This is a genomic window from Paenibacillus sp. sgz302164, assembly GCF_056120505.1.
Map to the genome: position 1 here is coordinate 255,321 of NZ_JBVYOL010000005.1, position 17,641 is coordinate 272,961.

Below are 17,641 nucleotides of genomic sequence, written 5' to 3' on the forward strand. Positions count from 1 at the left end.
ATTGGCGGCGGCCCGAATGCACCGCCGGTGGGGCGCGAAGCCTGCATTGGCGGTGGCCCGAATGCACCGCCGGTGAGGCGCGAAGCCTGCATTGGCGGTGGGCCCGAATGCACTGCCGATGAACGGCAAAGCCTGCATTGGCGGTGGGCTCGAATACACTGCCGCTGGACGGCAAAGCCTGCATTGGCGGAGAGCCACCGAAAAGCCTGCAATTGTGCAGGCTTTTTCGACGGAATCGACGCGTTTTGGGGAAAAGCCTGCAAATGTGCAGGAATTTTCCACTCTGGGAGGGCCCAGCCCGCAGTGACAGCGAAAAAAACTGCAGATTTGCAGGAATTTTGCAAATCAGGCGTATTCAGGAGCAAAAAGATGCACTTTTGCAGGTTTTTTCCGGCGCGCTGCCAATGACGCGCCAGCTTGAGCGGCCGAGCGCTCGGATGCGCTGGCAGTGGACGGCAAAGCCTGCAAATGTGCAGGCTTTTTCGACGGAATCGGCGCGTTTTGGGGAAAAGCCTGCAAATGTGCAGGAATTTTCCACTCTGAGAGGGCCCAGCCCGCAATGGCAGAGGAAAAAACTGCAGATTTGCAGGAATTTTGCAAATCAGGCGCATTAAGGAGTAAAAAGATGCACTTTTGCAGGTTTTTTCCGGCGCGCTGCCAATAATGCGCCTGCTTGAGCGACCGAGCGCTCGGATGCGCTGCGGAGGGAGCCGCAAAGCCTGCATTGGCGTAAGGCCCGAATGCACTGCCGGTGGACGGCAAAGCCTGCAATAGTGCAGGCTTTTTCGACAGAATCGGCTCGTTTTGGGGAAAAGCCTGCAATTGTGCAGGAATTTTCCACTCTGAGAGGGCCCGGTCCGCAATGGCAGCGGAAAAAACTGCAGATTTGCAGGAATTTTACGAATCAAGCGCATTCAGGAGCAAAAAGATGCACTTTTGCAGGTTTTCTCCGCGCGCTGCCAATGATGCGCCTGCTCTGGCGACCGGGTTTTCCTTTTTAGCCCGGATGAGCTGGCAGAGGGTTCGAATGCACTGCCGATGGGCCGCAAAAACCGGAAGTTCAGCCCCTTCCGGTTTCACTCCCTTTGGAATTAATTCTATGTTCTTGCATTTGATAGTTCACAAGGCTGCTGCTGACCTAAACATGTCCATTCTATACATATCTAATTTGGCTACTGGTCATTTCGATTGGGGGCAAGGGTTTGAAATTGCATCTCGTCCAGGGAATGGGGGGGAGTTCATATCGGAGCGGGAAGTTAGTGGAAAAAGATACATGATAGATTTGGTAATGAATCAAATTTGATGATTACCGCTTACAATTTTCTCTAGTACCCCGCCAATTATTTCAATCACCAAAATCATTCCCGATTTTGACGTGCTCAACACCGGAAAATCTGGCTATGCCTATAATCAAAGGGTACTTATCCAATTTAGACAGTTTCATCCATATGTTGTGTTAGGTGTTTTGTAAGGTGAGGTGTCGAACTTTATTAGGTGCTTTGTGAGATAAAGCGCCACAAGATGTCAAGATAGTTTTTTAAAATATTTAAGGTATGAAATATTGCATATCGCTCTTTTTTGTTATCCCTGAGGGATCGGTTGTTGAAAAAACTACAGTGGAAATAATGTAATACATTTTCATGACATTGGTGTTCACAGATGGTGGACTTAGCCCAAGCGAAGCGCGGGGGAAAGCTTTTTCTTTTGGATATACCGTGTTGAAATCCCGTGTCCGAATCGCTATGATCAGGGAAAGGGAAAGATGCAATGCCTCATGATTTGGACCGCGCAATCGCGGAGGCGCTGACGGCACAGGGGCTCGACGAAGACTTGGCGTGGGAGAGCTTTGTGTCCTATCTTGACGGCCACAAGGTGCATTCTAAAGCCGGGAAAGCTTTGCCGTTCTTGCCTCTATTCCAAGACCGATCCCTCGAGACTGGGGGCACTTATGGCAACGAATGGTGGAACTTGGACCTAGCCAAGGTGCACGACCGCGATTCTACGTGGCACCCTGAGGGCGGGCTCGGGCCGTGCCCCACGACTTCATCGACCCGCGCTGGCTGTTGCCCGCGGTGAGGCGTGGATCGCCCAGAAGCCCGGATTTCGCAGCATCCGCTCGGAGTGGAGCCGTTTCATAATAAAATAGGTCTTGTTTTCAAGGAGGTAAAACATGGATTACATTTCATCGAAAGAAGCGGCGTTAAAGGTGAAACGGTGGCCTAAAGATACCATAGCGGCGGGTCGTCGTCATACCGTTGGTCTTAAATCGGACGGCACGGTGACGGCTGTGGGTGATAATAAATATGGCCAATGTGATGTAAGCGGCTGGCGCAATATTGTCGCGGTTGCGGCTGGTAATGTTCATATGGCGACGAACACGGGTAATGCTCATACAATCGGTCTTAAATCTGACGGTACTGTGGCGGCTGTGGGTTGGAATAAGCATGACCAATGCAATGTAAGCGGCTGGCGCGATATTGTAGCGGTTGCGGCGGGTTGGCGTCGTACCATCGGGCTTAAATCGGATGGCACGGTGGTGGCTGTAGGTCGAAATAATGAAGGTCAATGCAATGTAAGTGGCTGGCGTGATATGGTGGCGGTCGCGGCGGGTGACTGGCATACCGTCGGTCTTAAATTGGACGGCACGGTGACGGCTGTGGGTAATAATCGGTATGGCCAATGCAATGTAAGCGGTTGGTGCGATATTGTCGCGGTCGCAGCAGGTTATCTTCATACAATCGGTCTTAAATCGGACGGTACGGTGACGGCTGTGGGTTTGAATAAACATGACCAATGCGATGTAAGCGGCTGGCGCGGTATTGTGATGATTGCGGCGGGTAGTAATCATGCCATCGGCCTTAGATCGGACGGTACTGTGGCGGCTGTGGGTTGGAATGAGCATGGCCAATGCAATGTAAGCGGCTGGCGCGATATTGTGGCGGTTGCAGCGGGTTGCGCCCACACTCTCGGCCTTAAATCGGACGGCACTGTGGTTGCTGTGGGTGATAATGAATATGGCCAATGCGATGTAAGCGGTTGGCGTGGCATCCAACTGCCCGGCAATTAGTTTTCTTTTAAACATGGCGTATTCTATGTAACATTATAAGGTGCTTTGTGAGGTGCTTTTCGCGATTCCTCGAAACATACAAAAAACTCGCCCTTCATCCAACCGATGTGGAAAAATGAAAGGCGAGTTCTTCTTCGCGATTATTGCTTAATTATCATTCGATAAATGATAACTGCAGTTTCAGCCCTTGTTGCTGTGCCGAGAGGGTTGATTCCATTCTCGCTTCCTTCTACGATGCCCTGCTTGACTAAGGATGCTACTGCTTCTTGTGCATAAGGTGCGATTTGGGTGCTATCGGCGAATTTGGAAAGTTCGGCAGTGTTCCCTGCAACCGAATTGCCGGAAAGCTTTAATGCCCTTGCGCAGAGCACCATCAGGTCTTCGCGGGTAATATCCTTTTTAGGATTGAAGGCGCCGTCTTCCATACCGTTAGCAAGACCTAGCTGCTTGGCTATGCCAAGTGCTTCGTAGTAGTAGTCGCTCTTATTCACATCGCTAAAGTTGGATGCGAATTCCGCCTTAAGGTTCAGCGCGCGCACAAGAAGTACTACGATATCCGCACGGGAAATTTTTTTGTCCGGAGAAAACGTTTTGTCCGCCGTGCCTTGTATGACACCTTTAGCTGCCAACGCGTCAATTGCTTTGGCTGCCCAGGAGTAAGCTGCATTCACATCGCTAAATTTCGATGAGGCTGGTGTGGTTGGCGATCCGGTCGATCCTTTAGGAGCATCAGGTTTTGACGGCGTTTGCGGTGCGGCAGGTTTAGTATCGGAAGGTGTTCCTGTAGAACCGCTTGACGAACCGGTGTTATTGCCCGAACTTCCACCAGAGCTGCCTCCGCTACCACTGCTATTTACTTGAACCGTAGACGTTGCATTAAAGTTTCCGTAAGTAGCCGTAATTACGGTGCTTCCCGGGCTCAATGCAGTCACAAGACCGCTGCTGTTTACAGCAGCAACTTGCGGCTGAGAAGACGTGTAGGCTGTATACTTGCTGACATCTACCGCAGTATTATCAAAATAAGTCGCTGAAACTACGGTATTATGGGTACCGCCAACATTTAACGTATAGCTGGACGAATCTAAAGAAATTCCTGTATAGTTTACCGCCAACTGGATATTATCGGAATTATAGATTACCTTCACTTTATATTGACTAGGTAAGCCCGCAGTTTCAACTGAAGAAAACTGTCCATTCCGTTGATCCTTACCATGGGTTATGATCGTGTAAACGCCGCTGCCTGGTACATAATTATCCACAAAATTCAGACGTAATTTCCCGTTAGGATTTACCGCGCCTTTAATGTTGAGCAGATCATCTTTGCCGCTAAGGTTGAGCTCAAGCGTACCGCCCGCAGATTGTGCGTAATTTCCGCCGATGGTCATTGTTCCGGGAACATTTTCAACGAGAGTTCCCCCGTTGTTCGCAACGTCGCCGCTTCCGAATGCTGTCTTCGAATTGCCCTCAAGCGTACCTCCGTCGATCTGTGTACCTCCGGAATAAGTATTGTCGCCCTGCAGCTTTAAAGTACCCGTTCCCTCTTTTGTCAGCTTACCTGTACCGGAGATGTCGTTCCGCCAGCGATCCAATGCGTTGAAACCGCCTTTGCTTGCGTCCATTGTCACTGTAACGTCATTCGCGAAAGCGCCGTAACCATCCGCAGCGGCAAAAAGATTAAGCCGTCCCCATCCCTCGGGATCATCAAGCAGAGGATAGCCGGATGGAAGACCGGTCGTGGCCAAAACCCAGCGGCGCTGCGTGCTGTCCAGGTAGGGCAAACGGGTTTCCAACAAGACTTCAGCGCCCTTTGGAACTACTACCGGGTTCGTGGTTGCATTGATCTGGTTAAATCCATATGTCAGACGCTGCGTATAGTCTGCTTTGTTTTTTGCATAATCGCTGAACCGATCCACCGCTGTACCGGTTTGCGTCAACAAATTCGCATGAGCATTGTCATAAGCAGCTTGTTTAATCGCGGCATTGGCCGGATCATTCAAAGCAGCGGCCGCCAGGGCCGCTGCCAAGACACGTCCTCCCATGACATCTAACGGGGAGTGCATACCGGTTACAATCCGATTGGTTCCAAGTTCCGAAGCCCGGGTCAAGAGCTCCTGGAACCGTTCGGGTACTGCGTAGGCTAATGAAAAAGCGGCGAGATACGCAGCATTCGTATGACCGCTAGGGAAGCCGCCGTCCGAGGCCGGAGTACTGCTTTTTGCGGGAATCAGGGTAGGTATAAGAACATTTTCGCCAAGCTGACGCCATGGTCGAGGATACTGAAAGAAATTTTTGGATGGATTGCCTGATGCATAGTTGCCTCGCAACGTTCCGATCAGAGTTACCATCTTGCCAAGCTCGGAGTTCACATCTCCTGCAGCATTGGAGCCGTTACCGTCGTCATATTTTTTCACTGTGGCATCTGCTGCAACACCCGTAATCGTTGTATATGTTCCCGATTTGGTCCGATACACATCAGTGAGTGATCCCAACCCTTCGGTGACAGAGTAGGTTTGATTTCTTCGATCATCCAAGTATGCCGCCGTTTCTTGATCAGCAGTGCGAGTAGCTGCAATATTTCCCACATACTGCATGTTAGCATCCAGCACACTGGGGTTCAGCTTGGTGCCATTTTTCCAGTAATACACCGAATCAGTTACTTTGTCACCAGGCGTCCAAAGATCCAGAAACTTGGAAAGCGTCCCAATGGCGGAATTGGAGCTTACCGTATTATTAGCCGGAATATTATTTTGATAATTATCTACAAAATACCCCCAAGGCGGCGCTGACTGCGGGGTTACTGTAGTTGGCAATGCCGCCGCACTTGCAAAGCTTCCATTCAGAGAGCTTAACAGCAGGGGCAATACCAAGGCAACGGATACTTGCTTTCTTTTGAATTTCGTTGTCAAATCATGTCCACTCCTTATGCTATGTTTATGCCTATTATAATCATGCCGAAAAAAAGAGCCCTTAAAAATTTATAGATAAATCTATAAATTTATTGGGGCTCTTTAAACATTTTGTAAACCTCATGATTCTAACCTTGTCTGCTGCAATGTATTCTCTTCTTCATTCAACTCATTAAAATACACAAACACTTGATCCAGCAGGTACGTCAACTGGTAGCTTTGTTCTTTTCCAAGAAAATCGACTAAACCTCTTATTTGTGCTGCCGTATTCTCATCTTTGGCATCATCTTCAAGCTTCCAATTCATGTTTCTGGTCAATTGAATCGTACGAATAAGCTCTATGACAAGTGACTGTTTATCATTATCCATTCTTACCCTCGTTTCATTCAGTTTGAAGTTAGCAAAATGGACCTCCTTTAACAAGAGGATCGAGCTCATTCGTTCATTGCGCCCAATCCTCTGCCGGTTTCTATAAGTTACTCCTTACTTCAGCTCTGCAATAAAGCGATCTATTTCTCCTGCAGGCGTGCTCAGTGTCTCATACACTTTCACGGAAACGCCGCCTTGAATTTGACTGAACGACAAGTTTGTAAAAGTCAACGTCTGATCTCCGTTTACCAAACGGTCAGTGCCCATGAAAGGGAAGGACTTGGAGCCCAGAATGCCGCCGTTTCCATCCGCCAGTTCGAATTTCAGCTTCGAGAAGCCGCTGTCTGTAATGACTTGCTTATCGCGGGCAATGTCCAGATTCAAGCGAAGCTTGTAAGTGTAATAAGGCGACACGTACGGGCTTCCCCCCACTGTCATTTGCGACAGGAAATAATCCTTAATATTCAGTGTATACGGATACAGCTTGATGCTGTGGCGGTCATCGTCCCCTTGCACTGCCGCCTTATAAGAAGCTATGGTTGATTTGTAGCCGTTATTACCCCCATTCGCCGAATCGCTTGCGACAACTTCCTGTATGTTCATCGTAAAAGCCTCGTTCTCTTCGGAAACCGGAAGCACGAATGCATAGCTGACAACGATCGAAGTTCCGGGCGCTACACTCGTTTGAGCGGCGGTTTGCCTTACGCCCGTATAATCATGGCCGCTCTGGCTGGAAAGCTCCGTCTGAAATGCCGGCATAGGCACAGGATTTTGCCCTTTATTGCTGATGCTGAACTTGGCGAAAGCTACCTTGCTGCCTTGATCTTTATTATCCGTTACATGCAGCTCGGTAAGGGCTACGTTCAGATCCTGATGAATGACATTGTTCCATGGTTCAAACGCGATCGGTGTGCCGTAAGTATAATTGTCCGCCGTTGTTCCGCGGTTTTGCAGTTTAACATTCAACCGGCCGATACTGAAGTTCACCGTTTTAGCTTGGCCTGCAGCATCGGTTTGGGTAAAGCTTTCCGGCGTCAGCACATTGAAGCTTTCAAGCACTGTATCCATCTTGGCGTGAATAACAAAATGAATGTACGTTTTTTCGCCGGGCTCTAAAGAAATGTCTTCCCCTTCTAACCGTTTTCCGGTATAAAAGTCGCCCTTGCTTTTCCCGTCCAACAGAAGCGCCGGAATGGTTTCCGTCTGATCCGACGGATTTTCAACCAACAACTTCACAACATAATCCACGCCTGAAGCCGTATTGCTTTTATTCCATTCTACGGTCGTGTAAGTAAGCGGAGATTGCAGCATCGGGATCGCAAAAGGCTCTCCCCATGCCTTCGATGCAGCTGCGTTTTCAAATTCAGAACGGCTGCCGTTCCAAACAGTGCCGCTTACAGGTATAGTAAGCAAGGTTGTTTCCAGCTTCGGAAACACGTTGTAATTCACATCGATCAGGGACAAATCCTTCAAACTAATTTCCGTTTGCCGGTTTATCAATTTGTAGTAAGTCAGCTCAACCTCGGAGTTCGGCTGGATGCCGCGTGCATTACTGCTGCTTGGACGAAGCGTATACACGGTCCCCTCGCTCGTCGTAACCCGCAGTTCATGATCGGGAACGCGAAGCGTCTGACCGCTCGTATTAGCAATTCTTATAACGGCCCCCAGACGTACGCCTGCTGAAGTTTTTTCATTATAAATACCCTCTGCCTTTACATGCAGGCTCTCATTTATGTGATAAACTGCAGCGCTCGTGGCGTCGGATGCCGCATCATAGCCATCCGCCCAAGCCGGTAAGCCGGACATCAACAGCGAAGCGGACAAAACAAAAGTCATAGCTGCTTGTTTTAGTTGGATCTTCATGTGACAAGTTCCTTTCTTATTAAGGGGATTATTCCGCATGTACTTTGGTGCCGTCAGTCAGCTTATCGGAAGGATTTAGAACGATCTTATCGCTGTTCTTGAGTCCTGCGGCTCCGGTCAAATAAAGCCAATCCTCATTTTTCACTTCCGTTGTCAGCTCGACAGGATGAACAATATCTCCGTCGAGCTTGTAAACGATCGATTTGCCGTCTTTCGTAATGACCGCTGTCTTCGGAATCTCCAGACGAGTCCCAGCCTCACCTGGAGTACTGCCGAAGGCAACTACGGCAACCGCTCCGGCATGCAGCGCTCCGTCCGTATTCGTTACCGACAATTTAACCGGGAATGTATTGTTATTCGTATCCGAGACCGGACTGACGAAAGATACTGTCCCTTCAAAAGTTCTGCCAGGAATGCTCGGCAATGTGACTGCTGCCTTAGATCCCTGCTGGATGGAAGCAACCATATTCTCAGGCACACTCACTTCCACCTTCACTTGATCCATATTTACTATGGTATATAAAGCGCCTCCGGCCTGTGCCATCTCGCCGGCATGAACGTTTTTCCGGACAATCACCCCGTCGATCGGGGCTGCGATTGCCGCATTATCTAGGGCATGCCGGGCAATGTTCATTGCCGCCTCCGTGCGCATTACGTCCGCCCGCAAAGCGTCAAGGGTGTTTGCCGTCGCCCCTTCCTTCAACAAATCCAGCTTTGCTTGAGCGGAAGAAAGCTGCGCATTCGCGGATTGCTGCTGCGCCAGGGCGGTGGAATGAGCCGATTTTGCTTTCTCATAATCGAGCGCCGCTTTATCTCGTCCTTCTTCGGTGACTTCACCTTGTTCAAAATAATTCCGCGCCTGATTGTAGCCCTTCGTCACCAAATCAAGCGCCGCCTTCGCCTGATCGACCCCTGCCGCCGCCTGTGTGATTGCAGCCTTGGCCTGCTCCACTGCCGCCCCAGCAGCGCGAACATCCTGCGAACGTGCGCCGGCTTCCGTATCTGCCAACTTCGCTTGCGATGCGGCAAATCCCGCCTGCGCCTGATCGAATTGCTCGGACAGATCGTCGGTCTCCAGTTGAACGAGCACATCGCCTTTCTTCACTTTCGCGCCTTCCTCCGCGTTGACACTCACTGCTTTACCGCTGATTTTGGAAACCACTTGCACGGTTTGGTCGGCTGCAATTTTGCCGCTTGCTCCTGCAGCACTCACGCCTCCCAGTGTGGTAACCTTCACCGAAGGAAGCTGCGGCTGCACGGATGCGCCTGCCGAAGAAGAGCTGCAACCGCTAACGACCGCCATAGATCCCGCCAGTATACTTAATGATAATAGCACGTTCAAATGTTTTCTCATCTCTATTCACCTTACTCCCCTTTGATATTAACTTTGACGATCGCATTCATGCCGGGCGACAGATCGAACCCTTTTTGATCGTCTATGGAAATTTTTATATTGACACGCTGTGTAACCTTGGTGAAGTTACCGCTCGTACTGGTCACAGGAAGCAGGGAGAAGGTTGAAGCCGTCGCTTGACCGATCTCTTTCACTTTGCCTTGAAATTCAGCCCCTTCGTAAGTATCCAGCTTGAACGAAACCGGTTGGCCGATATGTATTTTATTGATGTTGGTCTCCTCAATTTCCGCCGATACGTAAAGCGAGCTCTTATTGACGATCACCGCAACGGATTGCCCGGGGGATACGACTTCCCCCACCTTGGCCGATGTCTGGATAACCGTTCCGCTAATGGGAGCGCGCAGTGCCGCTTGATCCAGCAAATTGTTGGATAGATTCGTTATATCCTGCTGGCCGACGATTTGATCTGCAATTACCGCATCGCCTATCTTCACGCCTAATGAATTGATTTTACCGGAAATCCGGGGCATCACCCGGTACAGATCTCCCGAAATCCGCGCATCCTCCGTGCTCACAAAGTTTGCGTTTTGGTACCAGTAATAATAACTAATGCCACCGCCGCTAAGAACTATGACAGCTAAAATAACATACAAAATCAGCTTGCGCTTCATTGCTTCCCCTCCAACATGCGGTCTTTGTGTTTGTTCATGCGTTTCCCCGTATTAAGCTTTTTGTACGAGCGGCTCATCCGGCTTTTTCTTAAGAATCAGCAATAACAGTAACGGGATGCAAATAAAAGCCGGCAAAGCAGAAAGAAAGAAAGTATCTGCGATCGAACGGACCATCGCCTCTTTCTGCAAAATGCCCGAAAATTGAGTCATGGCTACTGTGCGGGCGGCGGACAGGTCCAGCCCTCTTTGACCCAGCATACCGCTTATTGCCGAAATGAATTGATTCGCGCTATCGGATGTCGACGGGACATTTTCGGACATTCTAAAGAAATGGAAATATTGGCGGCTGCTCATAATACCCGTTAACAGCGCGATCCCCATCGAAGACATGACCTGCCGCAATACGTTCGATAACGACGAGGCATCCGAGATTTGCTCTTTCGGAACATCCATCATACCGACCGTACTGATCGGCATCAAGCAAAGTCCGATACCGACAGACCTTATGATCAAAATCGTGTTCACCCAGGATAAAGGCGTATCGGCTGTTAATGAATAAAGCTTTAATGTAGTTATGCCCAGGATCGCTAAACCGGTCATGCCTAAAGGCAGAATTCCCAATTTGTCCAAAAACTTGCCGCTGATCGGCATCATAAGAGCCATAACTATCGCTTGAGGCAGGAGCAGGATCCCGGCCTCCATGGCGTTCAAGGATAATATATTTTGCAAATAAATCGGCATCAGGAAGGTGCTGCCCATCATGGACATCTGGACAAGCCCGGATATTAGCACGCTGGAGGAGAATTTAATATTGGTTAACACGGACAAGTTCATCAGCGGCCGCTCTTTTGTAAGCTCCGCCCATAAGAGTAAAGCCAAACTGACAGCAGCGACAAAAAATAAGCTCAGTATATAAAAAGATGTCCAGCCCTCGGTCGGAGCTTTACTTATGGCGAACAACACCGTACCAAAAAATGAGACGGAGAAGATGGCCCCGGTGAAATCGAACTTTTTGCCTTTTTCCTTCGCCGAAACGTCCTTGATCAGAAAGTAGCAAGCCGCCAAAGCTATCAAGCCTATGGGAACATTAATCAAAAACAATAATCTCCAGCTAAAATATTGAATAATGTATCCGCCCAAGGTAGGCCCCAAGGCAGGAGCTACCATCGCCGCAATGCCCCATACGCCCATGGCTAAGCCGATCTGTTGGCGCGGTACGATGCTGTATATGACAGACATGCCGATCGGCATGATGAATCCGCCCGTAAACCCTTGAAAAATACGAAAGGCAATCAAACTGGAATCATTCCACGCAAATCCGCATAACAAAGAACCAATTGTGAAGCCTGCCACCGACACAACCAGCACTTGTTTGCTGCCGAACCTGGTGCTGAGATAACTGCTTGCAGGAATCACCACAGCGGAAGCAAGCATAAAACCGGTTGCCACCCACTGCACCGTGCTGGTCGGAACGCCGAATACGAGAGACAATTTGGTCAATGCCACACTGACCAAGCTGCTGCTTAACACCGATAAGAAAGTGGCCAAAATAATAGCGACAAGCGGAAGCCAGAAGTTCGCTTCTTTTTTTTCTCCATCCACAACTGCCGGGATCTCTTCTAATTGATCTACAGACATCGTTTTTCTCCCCACCCTCTTCTATAGATGAACTTTTACCACCGAGCTCATGCCTGGTATGATATTCAGTTCTTGCTGGTCATCGATAGAAATTTTGACGGCAAAAATTTGCGTAACCTTCGTAAAGTTTCCGGAAGAGGAAGCCGTGGATGAGAAGGCCGCTGCGGTAGCCTCCCCGATCTCTTTCACCTTTCCCGTGAATGTGACTCCCGGAAAAGCGTCTATTGTAAACTCGGCATCCTGCCCTATAAATACCCGGCGAATGCTATCCTCTTTGATGTTGGCGGTAATGTACAAATTTTGCTTGTTTACTACCGTAGCTACCGTTTGTCCGGCGGAAACCACTTCACCGGGTTTCGCATTGATTTTGACCACCGTTCCGTTCGATGACGTGCGCAATACCGCCTGATCAAGCAAACTTGCCGACAAATTAACAAAGTCCTGCTGGCCGACGATTTGGTTCTGCATCACGTTTTCGCCTTCCGCAACCTGAAGGGAATGAAGCTTTCCCGTTAAACGCGGGATAACCCGATACATATCTCCGGCTACTCTGGCATCCTCGGTTTTAATAAAATAATTCACTTGATACCAGTAATAAGAGCCTCCCCCTAATCCAACCAATAAAGAAACGCTCAAAATAACGTACAGGATCAACTTTTTCTTCATGTTCTCTCTACCTTTATCGTCTTAGTGAAATGCTTAACGGTTTTTGTTGACCCCATATTCATAAAGGCCGGCATGTCGTTGAGTTCCCTCCCTATAAAATGGACTTGAGGTATAATTTTGGGCAATCGTTATACTTAGAAATATAGCCTCTTTTCGAATCATATTCAAGAAAAATTTTACTCGGTGTTCAAAATTGAGATTATAGTCCAAGTGTGATAATCTACTTGAAGAAGAGTACGTGATTGAGGAGCTGATCATCAAACATGAATAAGCGTAAAGAACGTGTCATTCAAAAGGCTTATGAATTGTTCCAGGCAAACGGATATCATGCGACATCCATTCAAGAGATTATTCATCATAGCGAGATCTCGAAGGGATCTTTTTATAATTACTTTGCTTCCAAGGGGGAGCTTTTGAAGGCGGTATTTACATCTGTTTTCAAAAAACTTGAAGAAGAAAGAGAAGCTCAGCTCATCGGGGAGGATCCTGCTGATATTCATATATTTGCCAAACAAGTGATTATATCGCTGGAATTAAACAAAGAAAGCAAAAGCACGCTTATCCTTGAGGATGCTCTTGTTTCCAATGAGCCCGAACTTACCGACTTTATTAGAAAAATCAATTTCAAATTTATAAATTGGGTACATGACCGGTTTCAAGACATATTTGCCGAGGACAAAAAACCTTATTTACTGGATTGCGCCATACTTTTTACCGGCATCATGCATACCCTGCTTCGCTTTAACAAAACAATCAAGGCCCACGTCGGATTTACGAAATTAATCGAATATGCGGTTCAGTCTGTCCAATCGATTTTGGACGATGTGAGTGCTAGAGGAGATCAAATCTTCTCCCCTGAAGATATTCATAAACTCTCTCCGGATTCGGATGAAGACGATTATTTCAACAGTCAATTTTCACTGGCGACACTCAATTTCAGAAAGATTATTGACAAAAATTTGGCAAATGACCAATTGCAGGCTTCTACGTGTTTGAAGTTTGTGCATTTTATTCAAGAAGAACTCTTTGTCAGCAAGGAACCTAGAGTTTTTTTAATTGAAAGCGCGCTATTGTCGCTGGAAATGTGCCAGCAAATTAGCAGTACAAGCGAATTCGAAAATTATCGAAGGATTGTGACCAAGCTGTTGTAATGCATGTTATCGCGGCGGCTGGCAGTTGCGTCAGCAGCCGCGATAACCCGTTAAATAAAAACGCCCGCCCCAAAATGGGCGAGCATCTATTGGCATTCACTCAGGAGTTTGTTTCCATGGAGAGTTTCAATTCAAATATTAAACTTTCTATATTTTTTTTCTCTTTAGCATAAATATCGTGTAGATTCGCGATAACGTGATCTTTCATTTTTTCATCTTGAGCCAAAGAGTATTTTATACACATATTTCGAGTGACTTCTGCAAGTACTTTTATATTTTCAAAAGATTCCTTTAAAAATTTATCATGGATAATGTTGTTCTCCATAAAATAACTAACTCGCTCAGCCATAAGCTTTTTATGGTCGTATAGAACATGAATCGCCTTCATAAGCCAATGATAACTTTGCCTATCGTCAGCGCTTTTTATTAATATAGGGTAAATGTTTAAACCAAATATAAACTCGGTATCATGAAGCGGCTCCGTGATCATTTTGTATTTATTGGAAGAATTAACGGAATTCAAATAACCGATTAGTTCTTCAATTATGAACGGGATATCCAGTGTATATGTTTTCTGGTAATCAACATGCAATATTTGCACATCGAAATTTTCTGAATTAGAATCTTTGAAATCGCTTTTGAACGCATTTAAAAAATCTGTAAAGGTTATAGTTTCATACGAATACCGGCCATCCTTAAAAAAATCGGCGACGTAAAATATTTGGTTGGTTAGATTATATCCGAAAATAAAGAGGTCATGGAAATAGTGGTTCTTTTGAAATAGCGGGTAAGCAGGAATATAAAATGTATCTACACATAAATAAATATATCCGGACTTATCAATCGATTTTGTGATTAATTCCAGTATATCAATGTTATGATCCTGGAGCAGTTCACGTTTGAGGTATTGCCGATTAATTAAAGGATAATGGATTCGTGCAAGCGGCTGGTAAAACATTAACCAATAGTAATTCATTTCTTTTTCTTTGCTGATGTGAAGCTGGATATGATTGGAATACAACCAGTTTTTGAAGGAACTGTGGTGAGAAAGTATCGAAATCATATTTGCATTTCTGGGGTACGAGGTGATAGTTGGATAAGTCATTTCTAATTTTTTTTCCATATAGCCCCTCCAGCCTTTAAATTAACACTCTGCTTTCCACATACGAAACTAAACTTTGAACCGTCGGAAATTTATTCATATGAATATATTCAGTTTCAAACTCAAAGTCAAATTCAGTCTCTATTGAAACAAGCATTTTAATGAAAAGAATGGAGTGCAGCCCAAAGTCTGTCAATTGGCTTTGTAAATCTATCCTTTCCAATGGAACAGCAACTTCCAAATTTGAATTTATAATCTCTTTGATCTTTGATAATAGGTTTGTATCCTCAATCATTTGAGCCGCTGCATGTTCTTGCGCCATGAAAGCCATATATTCGGTTGCCGGCAAAGCTTTTCTGTCTATTTTCCCGTTTAGGGTATAGGGCATGTTATCAAGTTTGAAAAAATAGGAAGGAATCATATAGTCAGGTAAAATATGCCCCAAAAATTCTCTCAAATCTGCAGACAAGAGATCATGATCAGATAAATAATAGGCGCATAAATAACTATGGCTTTCCTTGTCCTGCCATGAGGAAACTGCAGCCTGGCGAATAGATCCATTTTGTAACAGGGCAGACTCGATTTCTTCCAGCTCAATCCTATGCCCTCTTATTTTCACTTGATTATCTATTCTTCCGAGATATTGTATATTTCCGTCTGCAAGCAATTTGACCCGGTCCCCAGTCTTGTACATTCTTTCGCCTGAAACATGGGGGTTTGCAACAAATCGCTCCAATGTAAGCTCCGGCCTGTTTAAATAACCCCTTGCAAGACCGAGCCCTCCTATGCACAGCTCCCCTTCTTGACCTTCCTCAACAATATGATCATTTTCGTCCAAAATATAGATTTTTGTATGGAGGATGGGTTTGCCGATATCAATATTGTTTTTCTCGGTTAAATCGCTTACCGTGGACCATACTGTTGTTTCTGTCGGTCCATACATATTATAAATTCTTGCATTTGTGTTTCCTCTGATCTTGTCCAATAATAACTGTGGCAATGCTTCACCCCCAATCATGATCTCCTTCAGGTTTCGAAGACACCCGAGCTGCTTTTCATTATGATTGATCAACAATTGCATCATGGATGGCGTTATTTGCAGCATATCAATACAGCTATGAACTATGGTATCGGCAAGCAGTTTAGGATTTTTTTGCGTATCTTCATCCGCCAAAACTACCGTCAATCCTTTGGTTAGGGGCAGCAGCACTTCCAACACAAAAATGTCGAATGATATTGTCGTCAGCGCGAGAATTTTCTTTCCTTCCGCAAAATCAATTAACTCCGTAATCCCGTTAATAAAATTTACGACTGACTTGTGCTCAATCATTACCCCTTTAGGCTTTCCCGTTGAACCCGATGTATATATGATATAAGCCAAATCATCAGACAGCGGTTCTTCACTTATACTTCCATCTTGTTCAAATTCATAGCCGCCCGGTTCATCCACACATAAGACCTTTATTTGACCGGCTTTTTCCGCCGTCATTGAACCTGTTATCAATAAGGATGCATTACTGTCTGCCAGCATGTATTCCCTTCTTTGTTCCGGGTATTCCGGATCAATCGGAAGAAAAGCCGCGCCCGCTTTTAAAACTGCCAGGATGCCTGCAACAACGTCTACCGATCTTCTCATCATGATTGCAACTGTATCTTTTTTGTTCACTTTTTCGATTTTCAATCTATAGGCAATGCGCTTTACTTTATTCAGCAGTTCGCTGTATGAAATCGTTTTCTCCTTAAACATAATAGCCGTATGATCAGGAACCTTATTGGCCATTTTTTCAAACAATCCGTATACGGTCGTATTTCCCAGGAAATTACCTTCCAAGATTTGATTTGATTTTTTTTCTATAAACAATAAGTCCACCTCATTTCTTCTTATACAAAGCGTTGACATGGATTTTAAATTAGCTTGTTCTTACAAATACAGTCTTTTCCCTTTCGACTCCCAACGTATCTCTAGCCATCCGGGACAATACACTATTTAGCCCGCATTCAACGTAGTACTCGAAGCCGGCCAAACGCAAATTCTCCAATGTTTTCGTCCATAAAACAGGTGAATATAATTGTTTCACTACTTTTGATTTTATTTCGGCTGCATTTGTCTCTGCTTCGCCGTTTACATTTAAATATATGGGAATGGCAGGTTCGGTGAACTTGATGTTTTTTATTTCATTGCTATACATGTTCGCGGCAGGCTCCATAAGGCTGCAATGATAGGGTCGATTTACTTTTATTGGGATCACCTTCACATCCATTTCCTGTGCAATCCTGCGAAAAGCGTCCAGTCCCTTCATGTTGCCGGCTATAGTAACTTGATTTTTCGAATTGTAATTTGCCAGTCTGACGTAGCCATTTTGAACCGAAGCGCAAATAAGCTCGCACATTTCCGCCGACATGTTCACAGCAGCCATGCCATAGGAGTCGTCTTTCAAATCCGATTCCGAAGCTATGATCAGCTGCTTTACAAGCTCAAACGCGTCGCGTGTCGAGACAACTTGCGCAGCTGCTAATGCAGCGTATTCACCAAGCGAGAAGCCTGCTAATGCCTGAAAAGCATATCCCCGCTTGATAGCCACTGTGAAGGCACATAAATCAATCACCAACATGCTGGGCAGAGAGTAGATTTCCTGAGCGAATGTTTCTTCTTGTCCGTAGAAACACAACTCAGCCATATCGTAGCCCATTACGCTGCTGGAAGTTTTAAATAATTGACGGCAGTCGTCATCCAGATCATAAAAATCTTTTCCCATACCAATATGTTGTGAACCTTGTCCCCCAAAGAGACATGCGGCCTTCCCTCTATTAACCATGACTGACTCACCTCTTATGAATTAAGACTTACTGACTG

General features: G+C 46.3%; 14 protein-coding genes. 3 read left to right on the forward strand and 11 right to left on the reverse strand.

Features of this window, described 5'->3' with window-relative positions; translation table 11 throughout:
• Nucleotides 1-345 precede the first annotated feature (345 nt).
• Nucleotides 346-822 carry a hypothetical protein gene (locus AC0LWT_RS10740; protein WP_474681234.1) on the reverse strand — a complete coding sequence of 159 codons (477 nt, stop codon included), beginning with the start codon at nucleotides 820-822 and terminating at the stop codon, nucleotides 346-348.
• Between the two features lie 40 nt (nucleotides 823-862).
• On the opposite strand from AC0LWT_RS10740, the gene AC0LWT_RS10745 reads away from it, so the two are divergent.
• Nucleotides 863-1,303: a hypothetical protein gene (locus AC0LWT_RS10745; RefSeq protein WP_474681235.1), complete on the forward strand. Its 441-nt coding sequence runs from the start codon at nucleotides 863-865 to the stop codon at nucleotides 1,301-1,303.
• 867 nt (nucleotides 1,304-2,170) lie between these two features.
• Nucleotides 2,171-3,067 (forward strand): RCC1 domain-containing protein, encoded by an 897-nt coding sequence (locus AC0LWT_RS10750; protein WP_474681236.1) that lies wholly within the window; start codon nucleotides 2,171-2,173, stop codon nucleotides 3,065-3,067.
• 140 nt (nucleotides 3,068-3,207) lie between these two features.
• Here the strand turns inward: AC0LWT_RS10750 and AC0LWT_RS10755 are convergent, their stop codons facing one another.
• The 7 genes from AC0LWT_RS10755 to AC0LWT_RS10785 all read right to left on the reverse strand — a co-directional run bounded on the left by AC0LWT_RS10755 (nucleotide 3,208) and on the right by AC0LWT_RS10785 (nucleotide 12,534).
• On the reverse strand, nucleotides 3,208-5,973 hold the full coding sequence (locus tag AC0LWT_RS10755; protein ID WP_474681237.1) for an S-layer homology domain-containing protein: 2,766 nt from the start codon (nucleotides 5,971-5,973) through the stop codon (nucleotides 3,208-3,210).
• Nucleotides 5,974-6,093: 120 nt separating this feature from the next.
• Nucleotides 6,094-6,342, reverse strand: a complete 249-nt coding sequence (locus AC0LWT_RS10760) for a hypothetical protein (protein WP_474681238.1) — start codon at nucleotides 6,340-6,342, stop codon at nucleotides 6,094-6,096.
• Between the two features lie 114 nt (nucleotides 6,343-6,456).
• Nucleotides 6,457-8,205, reverse strand: a complete 1,749-nt coding sequence (locus tag AC0LWT_RS10765) for a hypothetical protein (protein ID WP_474681239.1) — start codon at nucleotides 8,203-8,205, stop codon at nucleotides 6,457-6,459.
• Between the two features lie 28 nt (nucleotides 8,206-8,233).
• Nucleotides 8,234-9,559 carry an efflux RND transporter periplasmic adaptor subunit gene (locus AC0LWT_RS10770; protein ID WP_474681240.1) on the reverse strand — a complete coding sequence of 442 codons (1,326 nt, stop codon included), beginning with the start codon at nucleotides 9,557-9,559 and terminating at the stop codon, nucleotides 8,234-8,236.
• An 11-nt stretch (nucleotides 9,560-9,570) separates the two neighbouring features.
• The gene (locus AC0LWT_RS10775; RefSeq protein WP_474681241.1) at nucleotides 9,571-10,230 is read right to left on the reverse strand and encodes an HlyD family secretion protein; all 660 of its coding nucleotides are present in this window, start codon (nucleotides 10,228-10,230) and stop codon (nucleotides 9,571-9,573) included.
• Nucleotides 10,231-10,281: 51 nt separating this feature from the next.
• The gene (locus AC0LWT_RS10780; protein ID WP_474681242.1) at nucleotides 10,282-11,868 is read right to left on the reverse strand and encodes a DHA2 family efflux MFS transporter permease subunit; all 1,587 of its coding nucleotides are present in this window, start codon (nucleotides 11,866-11,868) and stop codon (nucleotides 10,282-10,284) included.
• 21 nt (nucleotides 11,869-11,889) lie between these two features.
• Nucleotides 11,890-12,534 carry an HlyD family secretion protein gene (locus tag AC0LWT_RS10785; RefSeq protein ID WP_474681243.1) on the reverse strand — a complete coding sequence of 215 codons (645 nt, stop codon included), beginning with the start codon at nucleotides 12,532-12,534 and terminating at the stop codon, nucleotides 11,890-11,892.
• A 263-nt stretch (nucleotides 12,535-12,797) separates the two neighbouring features.
• On the opposite strand from AC0LWT_RS10785, the gene AC0LWT_RS10790 reads away from it, so the two are divergent.
• Nucleotides 12,798-13,685 carry a TetR/AcrR family transcriptional regulator gene (locus AC0LWT_RS10790; RefSeq protein WP_474681244.1) on the forward strand — a complete coding sequence of 296 codons (888 nt, stop codon included), beginning with the start codon at nucleotides 12,798-12,800 and terminating at the stop codon, nucleotides 13,683-13,685.
• Between the two features lie 100 nt (nucleotides 13,686-13,785).
• Here AC0LWT_RS10790 and AC0LWT_RS10795 read toward each other — a convergent pair whose 3' ends face one another.
• Genes AC0LWT_RS10795 through AC0LWT_RS10805 form a run of 3 tightly spaced genes read right to left on the reverse strand, consistent with a single transcriptional unit; the run spans nucleotide 13,786 to nucleotide 17,603 of the window.
• Complete coding sequence (locus AC0LWT_RS10795; protein WP_474681245.1) at nucleotides 13,786-14,808, reverse strand: cysteine peptidase family C39 domain-containing protein; 1,023 nt, start codon at nucleotides 14,806-14,808, stop codon at nucleotides 13,786-13,788.
• A gap of 16 nt (nucleotides 14,809-14,824) precedes the next feature.
• Nucleotides 14,825-16,648: a non-ribosomal peptide synthetase gene (locus AC0LWT_RS10800; protein ID WP_474681246.1), complete on the reverse strand. Its 1,824-nt coding sequence runs from the start codon at nucleotides 16,646-16,648 to the stop codon at nucleotides 14,825-14,827.
• A 49-nt stretch (nucleotides 16,649-16,697) separates the two neighbouring features.
• Complete coding sequence (locus tag AC0LWT_RS10805; protein ID WP_474681247.1) at nucleotides 16,698-17,603, reverse strand: ACP S-malonyltransferase; 906 nt, start codon at nucleotides 17,601-17,603, stop codon at nucleotides 16,698-16,700.
• Nucleotides 17,604-17,641: the final 38 nt, after the last annotated feature.